The 21,444-nt window shown below is 65.3% G+C and carries 13 protein-coding genes; 3 read left to right on the forward strand and 10 right to left on the reverse strand.

The features are described 5' to 3' along the window. Nucleotides 1-30: 30 nt before the first annotated feature. On the reverse strand, nucleotides 31-1,722 hold the full coding sequence (locus tag CHB87_RS18980) for a GH35 family beta-galactosidase (protein ID WP_089410029.1): 1,692 nt from the start codon (nucleotides 1,720-1,722) through the stop codon (nucleotides 31-33). A 101-nt stretch (nucleotides 1,723-1,823) separates the two neighbouring features. Further along, nucleotides 1,824-5,342 (reverse strand): TonB-dependent receptor, encoded by a 3,519-nt coding sequence (locus CHB87_RS18985; RefSeq protein ID WP_089410030.1) that lies wholly within the window; start codon nucleotides 5,340-5,342, stop codon nucleotides 1,824-1,826. A gap of 271 nt (nucleotides 5,343-5,613) precedes the next feature. Between CHB87_RS18985 and CHB87_RS18990 the strand changes: the two genes are divergently transcribed. Genes CHB87_RS18990 through CHB87_RS19000 form a run of 3 tightly spaced genes read left to right on the forward strand, consistent with a single transcriptional unit; the run spans nucleotide 5,614 to nucleotide 9,431 of the window. Continuing rightward, complete coding sequence (locus CHB87_RS18990) at nucleotides 5,614-6,594, forward strand: substrate-binding domain-containing protein (RefSeq protein WP_089410031.1); 981 nt, start codon at nucleotides 5,614-5,616, stop codon at nucleotides 6,592-6,594. After that, entirely contained in the window at nucleotides 6,591-8,729 is a 2,139-nt protein-coding gene (locus CHB87_RS18995) for a sensor histidine kinase (RefSeq protein ID WP_142988434.1), read from the forward strand. The genes CHB87_RS18990 and CHB87_RS18995 overlap by 4 nt, the downstream gene beginning before the upstream one ends. Before the next feature lie 12 nt (nucleotides 8,730-8,741). Then, on the forward strand, nucleotides 8,742-9,431 hold the full coding sequence (locus CHB87_RS19000) for a response regulator (protein ID WP_176441861.1): 690 nt from the start codon (nucleotides 8,742-8,744) through the stop codon (nucleotides 9,429-9,431). A gap of 104 nt (nucleotides 9,432-9,535) precedes the next feature. Here CHB87_RS19000 and CHB87_RS19005 read toward each other — a convergent pair whose 3' ends face one another. The 8 genes from CHB87_RS19005 to CHB87_RS19040 all read right to left on the reverse strand — a co-directional run bounded on the left by CHB87_RS19005 (nucleotide 9,536) and on the right by CHB87_RS19040 (nucleotide 21,401). Next, complete coding sequence (locus CHB87_RS19005; RefSeq protein ID WP_089410034.1) at nucleotides 9,536-10,852, reverse strand: family 8 glycosyl hydrolase; 1,317 nt, start codon at nucleotides 10,850-10,852, stop codon at nucleotides 9,536-9,538. Nucleotides 10,853-10,944: 92 nt separating this feature from the next. Next, entirely contained in the window at nucleotides 10,945-12,276 is a 1,332-nt protein-coding gene (gene xylA / locus CHB87_RS19010; protein ID WP_089410035.1) for a xylose isomerase, read from the reverse strand. A 77-nt stretch (nucleotides 12,277-12,353) separates the two neighbouring features. Then, on the reverse strand, nucleotides 12,354-13,562 hold the full coding sequence (gene manD / locus CHB87_RS19015; protein WP_089410036.1) for a D-mannonate dehydratase ManD: 1,209 nt from the start codon (nucleotides 13,560-13,562) through the stop codon (nucleotides 12,354-12,356). A gap of 24 nt (nucleotides 13,563-13,586) precedes the next feature. Beyond that, the gene (locus tag CHB87_RS19020; protein ID WP_089410037.1) at nucleotides 13,587-16,259 is read right to left on the reverse strand and encodes a glycoside hydrolase family 3 C-terminal domain-containing protein; all 2,673 of its coding nucleotides are present in this window, start codon (nucleotides 16,257-16,259) and stop codon (nucleotides 13,587-13,589) included. A gap of 148 nt (nucleotides 16,260-16,407) precedes the next feature. After that, the gene (locus tag CHB87_RS19025) at nucleotides 16,408-17,685 is read right to left on the reverse strand and encodes an ROK family transcriptional regulator (RefSeq protein WP_089410038.1); all 1,278 of its coding nucleotides are present in this window, start codon (nucleotides 17,683-17,685) and stop codon (nucleotides 16,408-16,410) included. A 2-nt stretch (nucleotides 17,686-17,687) separates the two neighbouring features. Then, the gene (locus CHB87_RS19030; RefSeq protein ID WP_089410039.1) at nucleotides 17,688-18,455 is read right to left on the reverse strand and encodes an SDR family NAD(P)-dependent oxidoreductase; all 768 of its coding nucleotides are present in this window, start codon (nucleotides 18,453-18,455) and stop codon (nucleotides 17,688-17,690) included. 87 nt (nucleotides 18,456-18,542) lie between these two features. Then, nucleotides 18,543-19,808, reverse strand: coding sequence for an SGNH/GDSL hydrolase family protein (locus CHB87_RS19035; protein ID WP_089410040.1), 1,266 nt, complete (start codon nucleotides 19,806-19,808; stop codon nucleotides 18,543-18,545). Between the two features lie 330 nt (nucleotides 19,809-20,138). Beyond that, on the reverse strand, nucleotides 20,139-21,401 hold the full coding sequence (locus CHB87_RS19040) for an ROK family transcriptional regulator (RefSeq protein ID WP_089410041.1): 1,263 nt from the start codon (nucleotides 21,399-21,401) through the stop codon (nucleotides 20,139-20,141). Nucleotides 21,402-21,444 lie beyond the last annotated feature (43 nt).

Raw genomic sequence — 21,444 nt, forward strand, 5'->3', positions numbered from 1 at the left:
GCTGCGCTCAGGATGACGAGCGTCTGTGGCTTACTGTCCTCCATGCCTTGCGGAGTCCGTCGCGTAGAGTTTCACGCGATAGGTGTGAACGTCTTTCGGTGCGAGGCTGAGCGAGCGGCCCTGGTTGGTCTGGTCGCCGTTCAGCCTGCGTTGCGTGGTCCACTTGCCATCGGCGTGTGTGAGCTCTTCGATGCTGGCGATGCCGCCAGTCTTCTCGTCTACATCGGGATCACGGAAGAACGAGACGGTGAGGCCCCTGCCGGAGATGTAGAACTCGTTCGGCGCGGACTCGATGACGATCATGGCGCCGTCGTCGGCGATCAGCGTCTTCGCGGGCCAGGAGCGCGAGAGCGTGGCCTCGAAGAGATAGCCGCCAAGCGCGACGGTCTGCGTGGGTCGAGGGCTGTCGGCGTGCAGGACGAGGCCGCGTGTTTTGCCCGCTGCCTGCGCCGGAACGATCATGTCGGCGAGGTTGTCGAGCGCCTCGAAGGTCTGCTGCATCGCAGGCTGGGTCTTCGGATCTGTCGAGGGCTCGAGGCTGTCGATGCCGAAGGGCGAGAAGCCGAAGGCCTTCGCCTCGCCATAGGCGTAAAAGGCGTTGACGGGGCCGGCTTCGATGCGGGCTTCGGGGACGAAGATAGGGTTGCCGGGCGTCTTGTAACGCTGGACCCAGTACTCGAAGTTGGGCCAGTAGATATCGGGCGAGTAGAGGTCGAGCGCGGGCGCCAGAGCACGGTAGACGGCGAGGTAGTAGGGATGCGGCGCGCCGCTGGGATACTCGCCCGCACGCTCCGATGGCGCGGGCAGCTGGCAGTTGACGTACATGGGCAGCGCGTAGGCCTGCTTGCCGGCGGCGGCCACGGTCTGGATGAAGCGTGCGTAGTTCCAGGCCATAAAGACCTCGTCGGCGGCGTCGCCGAAGACCTCCTTCCACGTCGCGCCCCTCGGGTTGAAGTGCGCGGCGAGCTCGGGCGAGAAGGTGTCGCGATGCTCCTTCAGGTTCGTCATCAGCGACGTGGGGACGGGCGCGGCGAAGAGCTTGTTGGCTGCGGCGGAACGGTCGCGTCCGCGTCCGAGATAGCCGACCTCGTTTTCGACCTGCACCATCAGCACGGTGTTCTGCCCGGCGTCCTTGTCTTGGATGTGCTGCATGAGTCTGGTGAAGGCGCGCGTATCGGACTTGAGGGTCTCGGGGCCAAGCGTGGAGAGGATCTCAAGCTCGGCGCCATCGGCGGAGATGGCGCGCGGAAAGCGGGTCGTATCCTGCTTGACCCATGCGGGCGTGTAGTTCGAAAAGGCGTTCTTCCAACTGCCAAACCAGAGCGGCACGATGTGCAGGTGTTCGGCGCGCGCGACGTCGATCCAGTGGTCGAGGATGGTGAAGTCGAACTGTCCTTCGGTGGGCTCGATCTGCTCCCACGCGACGGGCATCAGCACGGTGTTGACGTGCAGCTTTGCGAGCTTCGGCAGAATCGTATCGGCCTGCGCGGCGACGCCTGCGGAGGAGTTGCCGAGCTCTCCGCCGAGGATGAGATAGGGCTTGCCGTCGAGGATGAACTGGCCGCCGTCGGCGGTCTTGGCGATGTGCGGGATGTCCGCGGCGCGGGCTGGCGTCAGCGCTGCGGGGAGCAGAGAACAAACAACGGCAACGACAAGAGCGAAATACAGGGGTCCTTCGCCGCGCTCAGGATGACGAGGATTGTTGGTGATCTTTGGATTCAAGGCGGCGTCTCCTGAAAGAAGTGAAGCAATGTGAAAAAGATGAGGGTGCGGCGCGGCTGTGAGGCCGCTCCGCACCTCTCATTGGAGAAGGTGAGGCAAGCTTAGAAGGAGATGCGTCCGCTGAAGCGCATGGTGCGGTTGACGTTCGACGAGGTGACGACGCCGAATGTGCTGGGCGACGAAGCATCCACGGCGGGGTTGGCGAACTGCGGCGTGTTGGTGACGTCGAACGAATCGGCCACCAGATCGAGAGCGATGCTTTTGTAGATCGGGAAGCTCCGCTTCAGGCTGACGTCGAGATCGAAGATGCCGGGACCACGCACGCTGCCGCGGCTGGAGTTGCCGAAGCGCGCCGGACCCGTCGTGACGTTGACGTACGCCGCGGGGTTGATGTACTGGTAGCCGTTGCTCGCCGGATGACGTCCGCCAAGCACAGCCGTGACGCCCTGCACGCGATCGGCGACCTGCGTATTGCCGGGCGCATTCAGGAAGGTGGAGCTGCCGTTGATGGTGAGGGGCGTACCGCTGACGCGGCTCAGGGTCGTGCTCAGCTTCCATCCGCCGACGACGTAACCGACGACGCCATGGCTGAGGAAGTACTGGTCCTTGCCGAAGGGGAGCGAGTAAATCGTCCACCACTGGAAGTTATGCTTGCGGTCGTAACCGGCGAGGCCCCAGTTGCGGTAATAGTAAGCAGGAGAAGCGAAGACGAGTCCGCTGGCCTGGCTGTTGTCGGAGGCGTCCATCGCCTTCGAGTAGGTGTAGACGATGCCGGTCGAGAGATGCCTGGCGCTCGTCTTGGTCAACTGCGTTTGGAGACTGTTGTAGACCGAACCCTGGAAGGGCAGCAGCGAGTTGATATCGGTGTTGTTGGTGTTGGCGCCGTAGGTGGTGTTGAGCGCGCGGCCTGCCGTGCCGCCGCCTGGAGGCGCCGCGTTGATGTTCACGCTGGACTGCTGGCGAATGGCGTGCGTTCCGACATAGGCGATGTTCGTGGTGAGTCCGCGATACAGCTCGCGCTGCACGGAGAGGTTGAAGCTCTCGATGTAGCCGCGACGGAAGTTCTTCGGGATGGTGTTGGTGGAGAGCAGCGTGGGCAGGGGCAGCGAGCCGGAGCTGATATCCGGAATCGTCAGCGTGGGGATGCCGACCTGCGTGGCCGTGCTGAGCAGACCGGCGTTCAGCACGTCCGCCGGCACGTAGCTGGTGGCGCCGCTGACGCTGGTGCCGACCGTCGAAGGATAGGCCTGCAGCAGGTTGCGCAGCGTGTCTGGGTCGGTGGTGATGCCGAAGCCCGAGCGGATGACGGTCTTCGAGTTGAGGTTGTAGCTGACGCCGAAGCGCGGCACGATCATGCCCCAGCCGTTGGAGGTCTGTGCATGCTGATTGTTGGCGCCCTTGCCGCCGATCAGCACGGTGCCGACGGTGTGCGTGCCGAAGGAGTCGGTGACGGTGGAGGCGATGCTGGGGTCATAGCGTACTGTGCCGAAGTGGTCGCCGACGGGGAGGGGATAGTACTCGTACCGCACGCCGTACGAGAGCGTGAGCTTGCTTGAGACCTGGTAGGTGTCCTGTCCGTAGAACGAGAAGGTGGAGTAGCGCAGCGGCTCGGGGTTGAAGGTCTGGACGTTTTTGTAATACGTGTCGCCCTGGCCTAGGAGGAAGTCCGCGAAGGCGGCTGCCGCCGTGTTGTTGTTGGATGTGCCGCCATTGAGCTGCGTGGCGCCGCCGGTGAACTGGAACGACCCGCGGCCGGTCGCGTACGAGCCCGTACCGGGCTGGAAGTGGTTGATGGCCGCGTGCAGATACTCGCCGCCGAAGCGGAGCGAATGCTTGCCGAGCACCCACGTCAGGTTGACGTTGCCGGTGTACTGGTTGTCGCGGAAGAGGAAGGGGCTGCCGGTGTTGGCGTTGCCCAGGCTGGCGTAGGTGGTGAAGTAGAAGCCGGGCAGGCCGGCGTAGGAGGACTGCCCGTTGTAGTTCGTGCCTGGGATGCCGAGCGCTCCGGTCCCGTAGTCGCCAAGCGAGATGTCGCCTGCCTGCGCGAGTAGACGCTGACGCGTATAACCGGCGTTGGCGTCCATGAAGAGGCGCGCGGTGAAGGCGTGCGTGGCGCCCAGGCCGATGTTCTGGATGCGGCCGGTCGCGGCGCCGGGCTGCCCGCCGTCGAAGGTGCCGCCGCCGGGGTTTGGCCCGAAGACCTGCGGGTCGGTGATGTTGTTGGGCGAGATGCTGTAGTGGCCGAAGAAGCTGGTCTTCTGGGTCGGCACGTAGGTGATCTTGGTGTCGTAGTTCTCGCGCAGGAACGCGTTGACGCCAGTGCCAAAGTAGTTGTTGGTCGCGGCTCCCGCCGCGCCGTAGTTCGGCTGGGGCAGCACTGCCAGCAGCTTCACGGCCGCCGGGGAGAAGCGGCTGGGGTCGATCTTGTTGCCGTTGAACGCCGTCTTGCCCGTTCCGGTGGCGGTTCCCGTCGCGGGGTCGTAGATCACGGTGTTCGAGGTCGCCGTGGTTGAGAGAAAGGCACTGAAGTCGCCGCCGCGCATCGCCAAGGTGGGCACGGAGTAGATGCCGTTGATCGCCTTGTTCACCGACACGCGGTTGTAGTCGAAGAAGAAGAAGAGCTTGTCCTTGATGATCGGGCCACCGATGGCGCCGCCCACTTCGTTGTAGATGTTCTTCTGGCGGATGCCGGTGCGGTTCGACCAGGCCTGCGCGTTGTACTGCGCGATGGTGTTGAACTCCCACGCGCTACCGTGGAAGTGGTTGGTGCCGCTCTTCATCGTGACGTTGATGGCCGAACCGCCGGCCGCGCCCTGCTCGGCGTTGAAGCTGCCGGTGACGACGTTGATGCTTTCGATGCCGTCGGTCGGCGGCAGGTAGGCGACGAGATAGGGCAGCCACGGGTAGGCGTCGACGGCGCCGTCGATGCGGGTGGTGTTGGTTGCGTTCGAGACGCCGTTGACGTTAACCGCCTGCGCGCGCTGCGGGTTGCCGCCGGCGGAGTTCTGTTCGGCGGGCGGCGTCGAGCCGGGCACGAGCCGATAGAGGCTCTGGAAGTTGCGACCGGTCGTCGAGGTGGTGGGCAGCTCGGCGATCTGCTGCTGCGAGATGTTGTAGGCCGTGTCGGCGGTCTCGGTCTGCAGCATGGGCGCCGCGTCGGTGACCGTGATCTCCTGGGTGCTGGCGCCGACCTTCAGCGTCAGGTTCACGCGGAGGGTTGTGTTCGCCAGCAGCGCGATGCCCTCCTGTCCGACGGGCGAGAAGCCCTGCGCGGTGACGGTGACGCGGTAGGTGCCGGGGTTGAGGTCGTTGATGCTGTAGGCGCCGGTCTCGCCGGTGGTCGCGGTGTGCTCGACGCCGGTGGCGATCTCGACGGCCCTGACGTTTGCGTTCGGCACGGCGGCGCCGGTGGGGTCGGTCACACTTCCGGTCAGCGTGCCGTAGAGCACCTGGGCGGAGAGGTTCGGCGCGAAACAGGCCAGACCGAGGGGCAGAATGAGGAGCCATCGGGCGAAGGCGCCGCTCGAAGTTGCACTGGCGTAGCGTTGTGTTGGCGAAAGCTCAACGGAACGGATCGGCGATTGGAATCCGTATCCGCTTGAAGCATTTATTTTGGTCATCCTGTCCTCTCAGTACATCTGCCCCGAGGGGCCTTGCCGCATTGGCGGAATCTTTACTTTCGTGCCCTGAAATAAAGCGACAGAGCGACGTTGAATCCGCTTTTTTTGTGCGACCAGAACAATAGAGAACTTCGCTCACGGGTGACATGGTACATATGTACCAATCTCGTCGTATCGCCGTTCCTGTACACGTCTCTGTGCAACGCATATACGGTCCCGGTATACTCGGCGTCCCGGCGCTTTATCGTCGCCGTCGGCAAGGAAGGGTGGCATGAGAGCACGCGTGAGCGCCGGAATCGCACTCTTTTTGCTCTCCGCGATGCTGCCGGGCTGCCGCCAACAGGCGTCCTCCGTCGCCGTCATCCCGCGCACCACCTCCACGCTGCTGTGGGAGCCGATGCACATGGGCGTCGCCGAACAGGCGCGGGGCAGCGGCATCGACATACACTGGAACGCGCCGGCCGACGAGGGCGACTCCGAAAAGCAGCTCAACCTCTTTGCGGCGGCGTTGCGCAACTCGAGCCGCGGCATCATTCTTGCGCCGTCCGAAACATTGAACTCGCGCAGCGCGGTCCTGCAGGCGGTGTCGAAGCAGGTGCCGGTCGTGATCGTCGACGACGAGCTGGGGCCGCCGGCCGGACCGTATCTTTCCTACGTCTCGAACGACGAGACGGCGGGCACGCGATTGGCGGCGGAGCGCGTGAACCACCTGCTGAAGGGGCACGGAACGATCGCCCTGATGGGCATCAGCCCGAGAATCGAGAGCGGTCTGACGCGCGAGGAGAGCTTCGAGCGCGCGCTGGCCGCCATTGCGCCGGGCATCGAGATCAAGGTGCGCCACTTCGGCGACCTCGTCATCACGCATCAGCAGCAGATCGCGCAGGAGATTCTGGACGGCCACGAGCATGTCGACGCCATCGTCGCGCTGACCGCCGCCGCCACGCGCGGCGCGTACTATGCGCGTATCGCTACGGAGCCTCGGCCCGCCATCGCCATCGTGGGCTTTGACCAGGATCTGCTGGCGCCCATCCAACTCGGCGAAGTCGATTCGGTCATCGTGCAGAATACGCGGCGGATCGGGCAGCTCGCCATGCAGAACATGCAGGCCCAGTTGCAAGGCGCCGCCGTCGCGCCGCAGACGCTGGTCGAGCCATTGCTGATGACGCGCGAGAACATGAACAGCGAGCCGATGCAGAGCCTGTGGCCCTTCGCCGACTACGACTGGAGCCACGCCGGCGGAGGTTCGAAGTGAGACGGGCGCAGGCCATCGGGTGGCGACGGTTGCATGCCGGGTTGCTGGCGGCGCTTGCCCTGCTGGCGGCGGTGACGACGTTCGCCGCATGCGGACGGCTCGCGCGGGGGAACGCACCGCTGCCAAGCCCCAGCGTCTTCTCGCAGCCGGACGCATGGGCGGCCTACGGTGGCGACTGGGCGGCGACCGCGACCGAAATTCACAACAACTCGCAGGAGCGCGGCGCCAAGCTGATGACGCGCGCCGGCGCGTGGGGCGACTACCAGGTGCAGGCCGACCTGCAGATCGCCGAACCCTATGGCGAGGCGGGCCTGATGATCCGGTCGAGCGGCGAGGAGGAGGGCGTCGACGCCTACCACGGCTACTTCGCGGGCATCCGCACGATGGATGCGTCGTTCGAGTTTGGCCGCGCGGACTTCGGCTGGCATGCGCTGCTGCATCGCAGGCTGCCCGAAGGAGCGGACCTGCAGCGGCCGATCCACCTGCGGCTCGCGGCGGTGGGCTGCCGCTTCGCCATCGCGCTGGCGCTGGCCGACGGACGCGTCGCGGGCGGCGTGGCCGACGACCCGGACTGCCTGCGCACCGGCCGCTTCGGTCTGCGGTCGTACCTGACCAGCGTGACGTGGCGCAACCTCAGCGTCTCGCCCGCCGGACCGGCTGAGATCGCCGCTATCGAGCAGCAGCTTGCCGGTTCGCCCACGCCGGCCTCGCTGGCTTCGTCCGAGCCATACGATGCGCTTACCCTCGACCGCTATGCAACCGCCATGCGCGCCGAGGCGAAGAAGCACGCGGTGCAGCCCGGCGTGCAGCCGATCGTCAGCTTCCTGATGCAGCCCGGCCGGCATCCGCATGTCACGATCCAGGGCGTCATTATCTCCACGCCGCCCCTGACGGCGATTCAGGACGACACCAACGCGCTCATCATCCCGAACCTCGACCCGCACTCGACGGTCAAGCTGGGCGACGTCGTGGCCGCCGAAGGCACGGTCGTCTCCGAGCGTTTTCGCAGCCGCATTGACGACGCAAAGATCCGCGTGCTGTGGTCCGATACGGAGATTCCGCCGCTTGCCGTGACCGCGTCGCAGTTGACCAGCGGAACCTATCGCGGACGCTCGATCGAGGTGGAGGGGATTCTGAAGTCGGTCGCGATCCGGCCCGGCGACTACGACCTGGTGCTGCAGGATGGAGGCCAGTCGTTTCGCGCGCTGGGCTCGAAGAACTTTCAGATCGATCCGGCGGGGCTGGTGGTGGGCAGCCGCGTGCGTCTGCGCGGCGCGGCTACTTCGCTTGAGCAGTTTACCGGCGGCATCTACCCGTTCACGGTGATTACGGATCGCGTTCAGGTCGTCGCGCCTCCGCCGTGGTGGTCGCCGCGCCACATCGTGCTGCTGGCCGCGCTGGGCATCGGCTTCTTCCTCGCGGCGCAGTTCCTGCTGCATCGGGTGCAGACGTGGCACATGCGGTCCGTGCTGCGGGAGCGCGAACAGCTTGCGCTCGAGATGCACGACACGCTGGCGCAGAGCTTCACCGGGATCGCGTTTCAACTGCAGGCTGCAAGTATCGAAAGGCGCGGCGAAGGGATGATTCAGACGCACATCCGCAACGCGCTGGAGATGGTGCATGTGAGCCATCGCGAGGCCAGCCGCACGATCGCCGCGCTGCGCCCGCAGTATCGCGATGCAGCCGGCATTCTGGAGGCGCTTCGCGAGTCCGCCGCGCGGCTGAGCGATGGCGGTACGCTGCGCATCGAGACCGTGATGAATGGCAAGCCCGCGGAGCTGCCGCTCGAGATCACGGACGTCTTCGTGCGCATCGGGCAGGAGGCGATCAGCAACGCGATTCAGCACTCCGGCTGCGGCACGCTGACACTGAGCCTGACCCTCGCACGCCGGGAGGCGCAGCTTACGATCGAGGACGACGGCAAGGGCTTCGACGAGCCCCTGACGCCGCAGGGGCTCGGCATCGCCGGCATGCGCAGGCGCGCGGCCAAGGTGAAGGCAAGGCTCGAGCTGCGCACCGCGCCCGGCGAAGGCACGCGGATCGCTGTGACGGCGCAGCTTCCCGTTGCGGCAGGTTTGCTGAACAGGCTGCGCATCAAACTGGTGACGGCATCAGAGACGGAAAGAGCGGTCTAAGACATGGAACCGATGAACGAACGCAACGAACCTGCGGAGATGGAAGCTGGAGAGATGCCGGCGGCGGTCGAGAAGACGGTGTCGCCGATTCGTCTGCTCATCGTCGACGACCACCCGATCGTGCGATTTGGGTTGAACGCGCTGCTGGCGCTGCACGAGGATATCGACGTCGTCGGTACGGCGGCCGGCGGGGACGAGGCGCTGGACTTCGTGCAGCGGCATGCCGTCGACGTGCTGCTGGTCGACCTGCGCATGCCGGGCTGCTCGGGCATCGAGACGCTGAAGCGGCTGCGCGAGGTCGCGCCACGCTCGCGCTCGATCGTGCTCTCGAGCTTCGAGTACGACGAGGAGATCTACGACGCGGTGAAGGCCGGCGCGCAGGGCTATCTGCACAAGGAGTCGCATGCGGAGGACATCCTGAACGCGATCCGGCTGGTGCATGGCGGCAAGCGGGCGTTTCCACGACGCATCGCGGAGCGGCTCTCGAATAACCGGATGACCGCCGGGCTGAGCCCGCGCGAGCGCGAGATTCTGGAGCTGGTGTCGAAGGGGCTGACCAACAAAGAGGTGGCCAATACGCTGCAGCTCAGCCAGTTCACCGTGCGCAATCATCTCAATCACATCACCGAAAAGCTGGAGGCCAGCGACCGCACCGAGGCGATCTTCATCGCGATGCAGACGGGGATTATTACGGTTTCGTAGCTGCTGTTGAAAGACGGACAACGGCAAAAACCAAACGCAGGTCCTTTGCTTCGCTCAGGATGACAAGCCTTTTGGGGAGTGCTGGGCGCGTTTAGGTAATCGCTCTAGTGTCCGCTCCGCACCGGGGGCGCATCCCAGATGCGAAACTGGCCGCTGGCATGCAGCAGGCTCATCATGTACAGCATGCCGTCGAAGTAACGCTGCTGGCCGCTGGGTATGGGCGTGGTCCAAAGCTCATGCACGAAGGCCTTTGCCTGCGGCGTGTCGCTTGCGGCCAGACTGGCGACGGCGGTGGTCGCGACCATGCCGGTGGAATGCCGCGTGGAGAGCGGCTTGCCGTCGAGGGTAAATTGGTCGGCGTAGGTATGAATGCCTTGCCTCGAGAGGAACGTCTGGATGCGATCGCTAAGCGCGCGGGCGTTGGGGTTGCGGCCCCACCACGATTGATCGACCGACCAGTTGCTGGCCGTGCGCCAGGAGTCGTAGGAGAAGTTCGCCGACATGCGGTTGAACTCGGCCGCATGCGGCGTGCCGTCGAAGTTGGCGTAGTCGGACGAGAGTCCGGTGGTGGGGTTGGTCGACTTCACGAAGTATTGGCGGCTGGTCTCGGCGGCCTTCGCCCAGAACTGGCGGTCTTCCTTTGGCCCCCAGAGCGCCCATAGATCGTAGAAGGCGGGCAGGTGATAGCTCGGATCGCTGTACTTGTCGCCGCCTGTGTCCGGCACGAAGACGATCATGTTGGCGGCCTCGTCGACCATGGGGCCGACGGTCGTCACCCAGCCCGAGTGCCCGTTCGGCGCGAACGGCGGATCGCCGGGATGTATGCGAAAGGGCGGACTGCCCTTCTGCATCGGATGATGCCGCATGAGCCGCAGGAGGCGGTCTGCCTGGGCCTTGTAGTCGTAAATGCCCTGGCCGTTGCCCCAGCGATTGGCCGCGAAGTAGAGGCTCATGACGAAGTATTCTTCCCCATCGGGCGCGGGCGAGACCGAGCGCGGCGTGCCGTCGACGTTCATCGACCACGCGTAGTAACCCACCGACGGATTCGCGGGATCGGTGATAAGCATGTAGGTATTCGCCCAGTTCCAGAGCGCGTCGAACTCGGCCTTGTGGTTGGTCTCGACCGCGATCATCATGCCGTAGCTCATGCCTTCGGTACGGGCGTCGTGGTTGGCGACATCGGTCACGTAAGCGAGCGGCCCGCTGGCGTTGCGGCCGGTCTCGTAGAAGATGGCCTGCGTGTCCTTGTCGCCGTGGAAGAGCTGCGTAAAGGTCGCATCGATGCGCGCGTCGATCTCGGCCTGCGTGTGGCCGTCTTCGGCGAGCAGGTTGCGATAGTGATGCGTCGCGTAGGCGCCTTGCTGTGCTGTCGCGTTCGCGGCCAACAGAAGAAGAGACGCGGCGAGTGTGCGGAGGTGCATGGCTGCCTCGCGGTTTTGCTGGGTTCAAGAGAACAAACTCAGAGAGCTTAAAGCTGTCAGCTTTAAGCTCTCTGAGTCGTTATGTTTTCGGGTTAGACATTGTCGGTGTAGATCGAACGCATGAGCAGGTTTTCGATCTGCTCCTGCTTGCCGGAGCGCGGCTGCGGATCGATTGCCTCTGCCTCTGCCCTGGCGGCAATCTGATCGAGTGAGGTGGAGCCGTCGAGTAACGACTTTGCCTCGGGAGTCTGCCAGCCGGCATAACGCTCCGTGAGCAGCGCGTCGTACTTACCGTCCTCGATCAGCTTGGCGGCGGTGAGGAAGGCGCGTGCGCAGAGGTCCGCGCCGCCGACGTGTGCGTGGATCATGTCCTCGGCGGTGAAGCTCTGGCGCCGCACCTTCGCGTCGAAGTTGCAACCGCCCTTGCCCAGGCCGCCGGCCTTGATGACGTGGTACATGCTCATGGTCATGGTCCACAGGTCGTTGGGGAACTGGTCCGTATCCCAGCCGAGGAGCGCGTCGCCGCGGTTGATGTCGAGCGAACCGAGAATGCCGAGCGCGCCGGCGGTCGCGATCTCATGCTCGAAGCTGTGACCGGCCAGCGTGGCGTGGTTGGCTTCCAGGTTCACCCGCACCTCCTTTTCTAGACCGTACTTCTTCAGGAAGCCAAAGACCGTCGCGGTGTCGAAGTCGTACTGGTGCGAGGTGGGCTCCTTCGGCTTGGGCTCGATCAGGATCTGGCCGTCGAAGCCGATCTTGTGCTTGTACTCGACGACGAGCGAGAGGAAGCGGCCCATCTGCTCAAGCTCGTGCTTCATGTCGGTGTTCAGCAGCGTCTCGTAGCCCTCGCGCCCGCCCCACAGCACGTAGTTCGAGCCGCCGAGCTGCTTGGTGACGTCCATGCAGTGCTTGACCGTCGCGGCCGACCAGCGGAAGACATCCGGGTCGGGATTGGTCGAGGCGCCGGCCATGAAGCGCGGATGCGAGAAGAGGTTCGCCGTGCCCCAGAGCAGTTTGGTCTTCGAGCCGGACATCTTCTCGCCGAGGTAGTCGGCCATGATGTGGAAGTTCTTGAGCGTCTCGGCGAGGGTCGGGGCGGCGGGCGCCATGTCGGCGTCGTGGAAGCAGTAGAAGGGCAGGTCGAGCACACGGAAGAGCTCGAAGGCGGCATCGGCCTTGACCTTGGCCTGCGCGATGGGGTCGCCGGGCTCGTTCCAGGGACGGTGGATCGTCGGGCCGCCGAAGGGATCGGAGGCGGTCATCGCCAGCGAGTGCCAATAGGCCACGGCGAAGCGGAGATGTTCCTTGAGGGGCTTGCCGAGCACGACGCGATCGGCGTCGTAGTACCGGTAGGCAAGGGCGTTGTCGCTGGAGGGACCTTCAAACTTCACGGTTTCGAACGGGCTGAATACGGTATTGGACATGTCGATCCTCGGTGGTTGTCTAAGAGTGTAGCGGCGGTTCGCAACGTTGCCAAGCCCGCCCGGTAAAGTGTTCGAAACTACCAGTCGGTCAGCGTCCCATCCAGTTTGCGGGCAACCGGAAGATACGCTCGCTGGTAAGGATAGCGGGAGGCCAGCGCTTCGTCGATCTCGACGCCGAGACCGGGCCTGTCTCCCGGATGCATGTACCCCGCCTGGAAGCTGTAGGCATGGGGGAAGACCTCGTCGGTCAGCGCGGTGTGCGCCATGTGCTCCTGGATGCCGAAGTTGTGAATTGCAAGCCCGACGTGCAGCGCCGCGGCCATGGCGACGGGGCTGAGGTCGGTCGCGCCGTGGTATCCGGTGCGGACCTGATAGATCGCCGCGAAGTCCGCGACCTTGCGCGCATGGGTGATACCCCCGCCATGCACGACGGTCATGCGAATGTAGTCGATAAGCTGCTTCTCGATCAGCTCCTTGCAATCCCACAGCGAGTTGAAGACCTCGCCCGTGGCGATGGGCGTGGTCGTGTGCTGGCGGATGAGCGCAAAGCCATCCTGCAGCTCGGCGGGCGTCGGATCCTCCATCCAGAAGAGACGATAGGGTTCGAGCGACTTGCCCAGCCGCGCCGCCTCGATCGGCGTCAGCCGGTGGTGGACGTCGTGCAGCAGGTGGATGTCTTCGCCAGCCGCAAGCCGCACCTGCTCGAAGAGTTTGGGCGCGAAGTTCAGGTAACGCTCGGTCGACCAGAGGCTCTCGCTGGGCAGGCCGCGCTCGGCCGGTTCGTAAGCCTTGCCGCCCTTGGGCACGCCGTAGCTCGACGCGACGCCCGGCACCCCGGCCTGCGCGCGCACGGCAAGGTAGCCCTCCGCGATGTGCTTCTGGACGGAGTCGACCGCCTCGGCGATGTCCGCGCCGTTGGCGTGCGTGTAGACCAGGCAGCCTTGACGACTCGCGCCGCCAAGCAGGTTATAGACCGGCGTGTTGAGAGCCTTGCCCTTGATGTCCCACAGCGCCATGTCGACCGCAGCGATGGCCGTCATGGTCACCGGCCCGCGCCGCCAGTACGCGCCACGATAGAGGTACTGCCAGATATCCTCGATCCGCGAGGGATCGCGACCGATGAGGCAGGGGAGCACGTGCTCTTCAAGGTATGCGGCCACGGCGAGTTCGCGCCCATTCAGGGTAGCGTCGCCCAGGCCGGTGAGGCCTTCGTCCGTCTCGACGAGGAGCGTGACGAAGTTGCGATCCGGCGAGCAGACGATCAGGCGTGCGGCGGTAATCTTCATTGCAAATCCTTCCTTCAAACTTTCTTATCGCGCAATCGCCGCCGTACCCGCGATCGTGAACTGAGCCGACACGGAAGCCGCCGGCGCCTGCTTGTCCCCCGGCTGCGCGCCGCCCACCGCGACAGAGTAGCTGCCCGGCTGCACCGAGCGCACGCCCTGCGCATCGACCTCGGACAGGTCGCGCGGCGACAGGGTGAATGTCAGCTTGCGGCTCTCGCCCGGCTTCAGCGAGACGCGCTGATAGCCCTCAAGCTGCAGATGCGGCGACAACCCGCCATTGCCCGCGGCCGGGGGCACAAGATAAAGCTGCGCAACCTCTTCGCCCGCCACCGGACCCGTGTTCTTCACCTCCACCGTTGCGGTCAGCGTATCGCCGGCGCTCAGGCTCGCATGGTCGATCTTCAGATTGGCGTAGGCGAAGCGCGTGTAGCTGAGGCCGTATCCGAAGCGGTAAAGCGGCGTGCCGGTGAAGTAGCGATAGGTACGGTTCTTCATCGCGTAGTCGTCGAACGCAGGGATGTCGTCGACCGAGGCATAGAAGGTGACAGGCAGGCGGCCTGCGGGGTTGTTGCGGCCCAGCAGCGTATCGGCGATGGCCTTGCCGCCGAACTCGCCCGGATACCATGCCTCGAGGATCGCGTTCGCATGCTCCTGCGCCCAGTTCACCGCGAGCGCCGAGCCATTGAGCAGTACGACGACCATGGGCTTGCCCGTCGCGGCGACATCCTGCAGCATCTTCACCTGGCTGGCCGGCAGTTGGATGTCGGTGCGGTCGCCGCCCGCGAAGCCCGGGACCTGGATCTTCATCTCCTCGCCTTCAAGCTCCGGCGAGAGCCCGACCATTGCAACGACCAGGTCAGACGCCTGGGCCGCGGCGACGGCCTCCTTCTGCAACACGCCCGCTGGAGGCACCCACTCCAGCGTGATGCCACCGCCAAAGAGCGGCGCGCTGTGCGTGTAGACGACCTCGATGCGGTGCGGCCTGGTGTCGGCAAAGTTGACGTGGAAGCGCGGCGTGGTGCTCTCGCGACCCTCCTCGGCTGACGTCCCGTAGGCGCTTACCTCCCTGCCATCGATCTTGACGGTGAAGTGCTCGCGATCGCCGCAGGGATAGCAATGCGCGAGGCGCATGTTGAACTCGAGGTCTCCAGCCATCGGCGGCAGAAGGTAACCGGTCCAGCGCACGGCGAAGTCGTCCTGCTTCAGCCCAGCGACGGGCGAGGCGGAGTTCCAGTCGAAGTCGATCTGGTCGTCCGTGCGAACAGCAGCGGGCTTGCCTTCGGGCGCGCCGGCAAAGTACTCCGCACGGAGCCCGGCGCCATTGCCCGTTGGCTGGCGCAGCATCGTCGAAGGCACGGGCAGCGGCACGCCATCCGCATAGGGCGCGCCCTCGGCGAAGATGACCTTCGCGCCGGTGAACGCAGCGCGCAGCGCCTCGACCGGCATCTGCGGGTTCTTCGGGACGGCGTTGTAGTTGCCTTCGAGCGCCGAGAGCGACGCGGCGTTCGGCCCGATGACGGCGATGCGCTTGTATCGGCCCGGCGCCAGCGGAAGGATGCCGTCGTTCTTCAACAGCACCATCGATTCATGCGCGGTCTTAAGCGAGAGCGCGAGATGCTCGGGCGAACGATCCTCGCTGAACGGGATCTTTCCGTAGCCATCCTTTGCCGGCGGATCGAAGAGACCGAGCCGGAAGCGCGCTACGAACAGGCGTTCGAGCGTGCGATCGAGGTCGGATTCCTTCAACAGCCCTGCCTTCACGGCGTCGGGCAGCGCCTTGTAGGTCGAACCGCAGTTGGTGTCCGTGCCCAGCAGCACGCCGGTCGCGGCCGCGTGTTCCTTGTCCGGCGAGTACTGGTGCGCGTTCTTCTCGAAGAAGTCGTCCACGGCGCCGCAGTCGGACGTGATGAAGCCGGTGAACTTCCAGTCCTTGCGCAGGATGTCGTTCAGCAGCAGGTCGCTCGCGCAGGCGGGCTTGCCGTCTACCGCGTTGTAGGCGCACATGATGGAGTCGGCTTTCGCGTCGACGATGGCGCGGCGGAACTGCGGCAGATACGTGTCCCACAGATCGTGCGGCGAAGGGTCGACATTGAACTTATGCCGCACGTTCTCCGGGCCGCTGTGTACGGCGAAGTGCTTCGGCGTGGCGACCACGCGCGGATGCAGCGGGTCCGGCCCCTGCAGGCCTTCGATGAAGCGCTGGCCGAGCGTGCCGGTCAGGTAGGGGTCTTCGCCGTAGGTCTCCTGCCCGCGGCCCCAGCGCGGATCGCGGAAGATGTTGATATTCGGCGACCAGATCGTCAGTCCGAAATAAATACTGTGAACGTCGTTGCGCACAGCCTCGTTGTACTTCGCGCGGGCCTCGGTGGAGACGACCTCGCCGATACGCCCAAGCAGCGGCGCGTCCCACGTCGCGGCCATGCCGATCGCCTGCGGGAAGAGCGTCGAATAACCCGAGCGCGCGACGCCATGCAACCCCTCGCTCCAGAAGTCGTACGCCGGCACGCCGAGGCGCGGGATGGCGGGGGCGGTGTTGATGCTCTGCATCGCCTTCTCTTCGAGCGTCATGCGCGAGACCAGGTCGTGCGCGCGCGCCTCCGGAGTAAGCGCTGGGTTCTTGTACGCGGGATCGGTCTGACCGAAAGCGGCCGGCGTCCATCCGGCGAGAACGAAGGTGGCGAGAAGAAGGGTGCGCATCGACAGGGGACTCCGTAGTGCAGAATCTTGGTGCTGTAGCCTCCCGGCGCGGTAGCCGTCGGGATAAATTCCAGCCATCAAAGTAATTATGTGTACCATGTTCGATACACGATGCGCCAGCGCATTGCGTGGGAAATTGAAAGTTGGCTTATTTCCTTGAGCGCTTCGCGGGAACGAGCTTCGCCGGTCCATGCCTGGCGATTCCATGCCCGGACCGGTAGTAACCGGAGTGGCGCTGCAGCACCACCGCCACGGCGCCGCGCAGACGCGCCAGCTCGCCGTCGCCGATCGAGAGCAGCTCCGGCTCGAAGTCGACGGGAATGCCGCCGCGACTCTCCGACGTGATGAGGCTCTGCGACATAGGCCAGAAGTTGCTGATGTCGCCAGCGAAGAGAATGACGTCGGGCGCAAGCGTCGCCTTCAGCATCCGGACGCCGCGCCCAATGGCGATGGCCTGCCGGTCGATCGCCTTCTTTGCCGGCGCGTCGCCGTCCATGGCGAGCGCCACCAGCTCGCCGATCGAGAGCTTTGCGGCTGCGGGCGCCAGTTCGGCGTAGTAGCGCAGGGCCGCGCGCGAAGAGGCGAACTGCTCCCAGCATCCGCGCTGGCCGCAGCCGCAGAGTGGGCCGGCGGGATCAACGACCACATGACCGAACTCGCCCGCAAGACCGCCACGACCGGAGATCAGCCGCCCCTCGGCGAGCACCGCGGCGCCGACGCCCTCGGAGATCGTCAGCAGCACGGCGTTGCGGATCTTGTTCAGATGGCCGAACCATAACTCCGAGAGCATGCAGGCGTTGGCCGCGTTCTCGAGCTCGACTCGCAGGCCGAGCTTCGCACTCAGATCGCCGGCGATATCGTAGCTCTCCCACTGGAGATTCGGCGCCAGCAGCAGACGGTTGCTCCCAGGGTCGACGCGGCCGGGCAGGCTCAGGCCGACCCCTTGAAAGGTCTTGCCGGGGAACTGTCCGCGCAGATCCTTCATCGCACGCGCGATGGCCGCGACGCTCTGCTGCGCGTTCGACGCCAGCGGAACGACGACGCGCGAGAGGAAGCGTCCGTTCAGATCCACGACCGCGAGCACGGCCTGCGCGGGGCGCACATCCGCGGCCAGGATCGCCATCTCATCGTTGAGCGAAAGCATCGTGGGACGGCGGCCGCGCGCGGTCTTGACGATCGCGCCCTCGCGGATCCAGCGCTCCTCGAGAAGCTGCTCGACGATGGACGAGACGGTGCTGGGTTGAAGGCCCGAGGCGCGCGCCAGATCGACCCGCGAGATAGGCTGCAGCGCGCGGATGCGTTCGAGCGCGAGGTCGCGATTGACGTCGCGCGTCTGCTCGTTCGAGGCCGCCTCCAGATAGGCCAGCTCGCGAAGCGAAGGCGCGGGGCGTACGGTCGTCGTCACGGTCTTCTTCGCGGGTTTCATCGTTACTGGTTCACTCCGCTGGCGAGGAATCCGCCGTCGACGACGACGATCTGCCCCGTGGTGAAGCTGCTCCGCTCAGACGCTAGATAGAGCGCGGTGGAGATGAGTTCGTCCGCGTCGCCGAAGCGCCCCATCGGCGTGCGCAGCTTGAGCTCGCGGCCACGCTCCGAGGCCAGGATGCTGCTGTTGAGCGCGGTGGGGAAGATGCCTGGCGCGATGGCGTTCACGGCGACTCCATACGGCGCCCACTCGACCGCCAGCGAGCGCGTCAAAGCCCCGACCGCAGCCTTGCTCGCGCCATAGGCGGCAACCTCGTGAAAGGCGACAAAGGTGGAGAGCGAAGCGATGTTGATGATGCGTCCGCGGCCGCGCTCGATCATGGCGCCGCCGAAGACCTGGCAGGCGCGCAGCGTGCCCTTCAGGTTGATGTCGAAGATCTGCTCCCACAGCTCTTCGGGGCAGTCGAGCGTCGGAATGCGCTTGGTCATGCCCGCGCAGTTGATCAGCACGTCGACCACGCCGAACTCTTCGACGACCTTATCATGCAGGGCCGCGATGGAGTCGCGGCTCGACACATCGACCGACGCCGCGAGCGTGCGACGACCCAGCCTGGCGATCTCTCCCGCCATCCGCGCCGTTGCGCTCTCCGAACGCGAGGACGCGACGACATCCGCGCCAGCCTGCGCCATCCCCAGAGCCAACGCCCTGCCAATACCCGAGGTTCCTCCGATGACGACGACGACTTTTTTGTCCATTTCGAAGGAGATCATATCGCATACCCTTATCTTCGTTTTGGGCCCGATTGAGGGCATGGCTGTTTTATTGCACAGATGGAAATAAAGCGACGTGCGCGAGCCTTACCGGTTGAAGAGCTTGAGCGGAACCTCTTCGCCCATGCGCTTGTATCCGGCGGGCGAGGGATGCAGGTGATCGCCGGAGTCGAAGGCGGGAAGAAGATGATCCGGACGTGCGGGATCGCGCAGAGCCTGGTCGAAGTCGACCACCGCGTCGAAGACGCCGGAGGTGCGGATCCAGAGGTTCAACGCCTGCCGGTCGGCCTCGGAGCGCGGGCTGGGATGGTAGTAGTCCGAACCCGTGTAAGGTGTCACGGTCGCGCCGTAGACCTTGATGCCGTGGCTGTGCGCGCGCGCCGCCATCTGGGCGTACGCGCCTTCGAGCTGCTCGACCAGCGACTGGTGCACGGCTGCCGGATGCTCCTGCGTACGGTCGAGGCCGCCGAGGTCGTTGACGCCTTCGAGCACCAGCAGATAGCTGGCTCCGGGCAGCGAGAGCACGTCGCGGTCGAAGCGTGCAAGCGCGTTGGTCGCAATGCCGTCGGCCAACACGCGGTTGCCGCCGATGCCCTCGTTCAGCACGCCGGTGGAGGCCGTCGCGGCATTGCCTGCAAGGCGCCTCGCCAGCACGTCCGGCCAGCGATCGTTCGCGTCCGTCGTGGCGCCGTGCCCATCGGTGATGGAGTCGCCCAGCGTGACGACGGAGGCCGCGCCCGGCGCAGCGTTCACGTCGACGCCCGCAAGAAAGTACCAGCGGGCAAAGGTCTGCGGGGAGGGCAACGTAGCCTGCGCGACATGGTCTCCCGGCAGCAGAAACGAGGTCGCGCGAGCGCCGGCGTGGAGCGTCGGGGTCTCCGGCGCATTCAGGATCGTCATCGTGACGACGAGGTCCGAGAGCGGGTCGACGTGGAAGGCGATGGGGTCCGAGAGATAGTCCGCGCCCATGGGGATGTAGACGCGGGCCTGTCCGTGGAAGGACAGCGCGCGGTCGGTCGCGGGATCGATCGTTCCCGCTGCGCCGTCCTTGCCGCGCAGGGCGATATGCACGGAGCCCAGTTCAAGCCCGCGATTGCCGAAGGTATTCGCCAGCCGCAGCCGCAGGCGTTCGCCGCCCGCCGAGAGATGCACAACCTGCCGCAAGGTCGCGCCGTTGAGCGTGCCGGCAGGAAGCGTCTCCGTGCCATAGGGCTGCATCTGAGAGGAAGCCCACGTGCCGATCCAATGGTCTGTCGGCGCGGAGGTCTGCGCCAGCGCAGAGGCGCGGGTCAGCAAGACGGAGAACAGTCCGAGAAACAGCATCTGGCGGGCACGAACGGAAGCGGCCTTCATCGTGGTTCATCTCTCCGATTTGATTCGTTCGTCGAAAATAATCCGCCTGTCCGAAGGCGTTGAACGATAGGGCAACGATACGCAAGGATTTGAGGGGACGTCAAATGGATTCGGAATAAAGCATCCCCGAACTCCACGGCGTACGTTCATCTTGCTGATTGCGCGATGCCTCTTATAATTTTCTTGCCTGAAAGAAGTGCGTCTCACAGAGCGCGTGGTGTGGTTTCACACAAGAACGAGCAACGGCAAAGGCGAAACGCAGGTTCTTCGCTTCGCTCAGAATGACAGTCGTTTCACGTTGCGGGAACTGGGGCTGCGGCAGAGGACAGGCTAGTCGCGCGGCTTTCTTCCATGCGCGGACCGGTAATACCCCGAGTGCCGCTGCAGCACCACGGCGGCGGCGCCCCGCAGCAGCGCCAACTCGCCATCGCCGATCGAGAGGAGCCGGGGGCCGTCGCCTGCCAGCAGACCGGCCCGGCACTCGCGCTCGATGATCGCGTGCGAGAACTCCCAGAAGGTCGTGATATCGCCCGCGAACAGGATGACCTCGGGCGAGAGCGCCGCCGTAATCATACGCAGCCCCTTGCCGATCTGCTCGCTCTGCCGCTCGAGCGCCGCGAGCGCCGACTTATCCTTGTTCACGGCCAGGCCGATGAGCTCCTGCATGGTCAGCTTGCCGGCCCGTGGCTCCAGCTCCGCGTAGTAGCGCAGCGCCGCGCGGGAGGAGGCAAACATCTCCCAGCAGCCGTTCTTGCCGCACTCGCAGCGCGGGCCGGAGGTATCGACGCAGATGTGTCCGAACTCCCCCGCCAGGCCGTCGCGTCCACCGACCAGGCGGCCCTCCGCCAGCACCGCCGCGCCGACGCCCTCGGAGATGGCGATCAGCACCACGTTGCGCAGGCCGTCCACGTGGCCGAACCAAAGCTCCGAGAGCAGGCAGGCGTTGGCGTCGTTTTCAAGCTCGACGCCCAGGCCCAGCGCCTCGGCCAGCTTGCCGCCGATGTCGTAGTCCTTCCACTTCAGGTTTGGCACCAGCACGAGCCGGTTGGTCTTCGGGTCGACGCGGCCGGGCACGCTCAGGCCAACGCCCTCGAAGACCTTGCCGGGATGCTCGGCGCGCAGCCGGTTCATGCCCTCGGCGAGGATCTTCACGCTGGAGGCGGGGTCGGTCGGCAGCGGCGTCACCAGGCGGGAGAGAAAATGCCCATTCAGATCCACTACCGCCAGCACGGCCTGCGTTGGACGCACGTCCGCGACGAGGATCAGCAGGTCGTCGTTCAGCGAGATCTGCGTGGGCCGCCGACCGCGCGCCGTCTTGACCGTTGCACCCTCCTTGACCCAGCGCTCCTCCTTCAACTGCTCGACGATGGAGGAGACGGTGCTGGGCTGCAGGCCCGACTTACGCGCCAGGTCGACGCGCGAGATGGGCTGCGCCGAGCGGATGTATTCGAGCACCAGATCGCGGTTGATGTCGCGCGTCAGCTCGCTCGACGCCACCTCCACATACGCCAGTTCGCGCACCGCGCGCTGCGGAGAGGGCGCGGCCTGCGCCTTCGCGGCGGAGGCGTTCGGTCTGGTGGAGTTGCGCGGCATCGAAGTCTATTTGAACCCATTTATCGCATGCCTGCCAGTGGCA

Origin of the sequence: Granulicella rosea (assembly GCF_900188085.1) — a bacterium.
In the GTDB taxonomy this organism is placed as follows: domain Bacteria; phylum Acidobacteriota; class Terriglobia; order Terriglobales; family Acidobacteriaceae; genus Edaphobacter; species Edaphobacter rosea.

Bases quoted from the DNA above. Each gene is read 5' to 3' on its own strand.
- CHB87_RS18985 (WP_089410030.1), bottom strand. From the start codon at position 5,342: ATGACCAAAATAAATGCTTCAAGCGGATACGGATTCCAATCGCCGATC.
- CHB87_RS18990 (WP_089410031.1), top strand. From the start codon at position 5,614: ATGAGAGCACGCGTGAGCGCCGGAATCGCACTCTTTTTGCTCTCCGCG.
- CHB87_RS19000 (WP_176441861.1), top strand. From the start codon at position 8,742: ATGAACGAACGCAACGAACCTGCGGAGATGGAAGCTGGAGAGATGCCG.
- CHB87_RS19005 (WP_089410034.1), bottom strand. From the start codon at position 10,852: ATGCACCTCCGCACACTCGCCGCGTCTCTTCTTCTGTTGGCCGCGAAC.
- xylA (WP_089410035.1), bottom strand. From the start codon at position 12,276: ATGTCCAATACCGTATTCAGCCCGTTCGAAACCGTGAAGTTTGAAGGT.
- manD (WP_089410036.1), bottom strand. From the start codon at position 13,562: ATGAAGATTACCGCCGCACGCCTGATCGTCTGCTCGCCGGATCGCAAC.
- CHB87_RS19020 (WP_089410037.1), bottom strand. From the start codon at position 16,259: ATGCGCACCCTTCTTCTCGCCACCTTCGTTCTCGCCGGATGGACGCCG.
- CHB87_RS19025 (WP_089410038.1), bottom strand. From the start codon at position 17,685: ATGAAACCCGCGAAGAAGACCGTGACGACGACCGTACGCCCCGCGCCT.
- CHB87_RS19030 (WP_089410039.1), bottom strand. From the start codon at position 18,455: ATGATCTCCTTCGAAATGGACAAAAAAGTCGTCGTCGTCATCGGAGGA.
- CHB87_RS19035 (WP_089410040.1), bottom strand. From the start codon at position 19,808: ATGAAGGCCGCTTCCGTTCGTGCCCGCCAGATGCTGTTTCTCGGACTG.
- CHB87_RS19040 (WP_089410041.1), bottom strand. From the start codon at position 21,401: ATGCCGCGCAACTCCACCAGACCGAACGCCTCCGCCGCGAAGGCGCAG.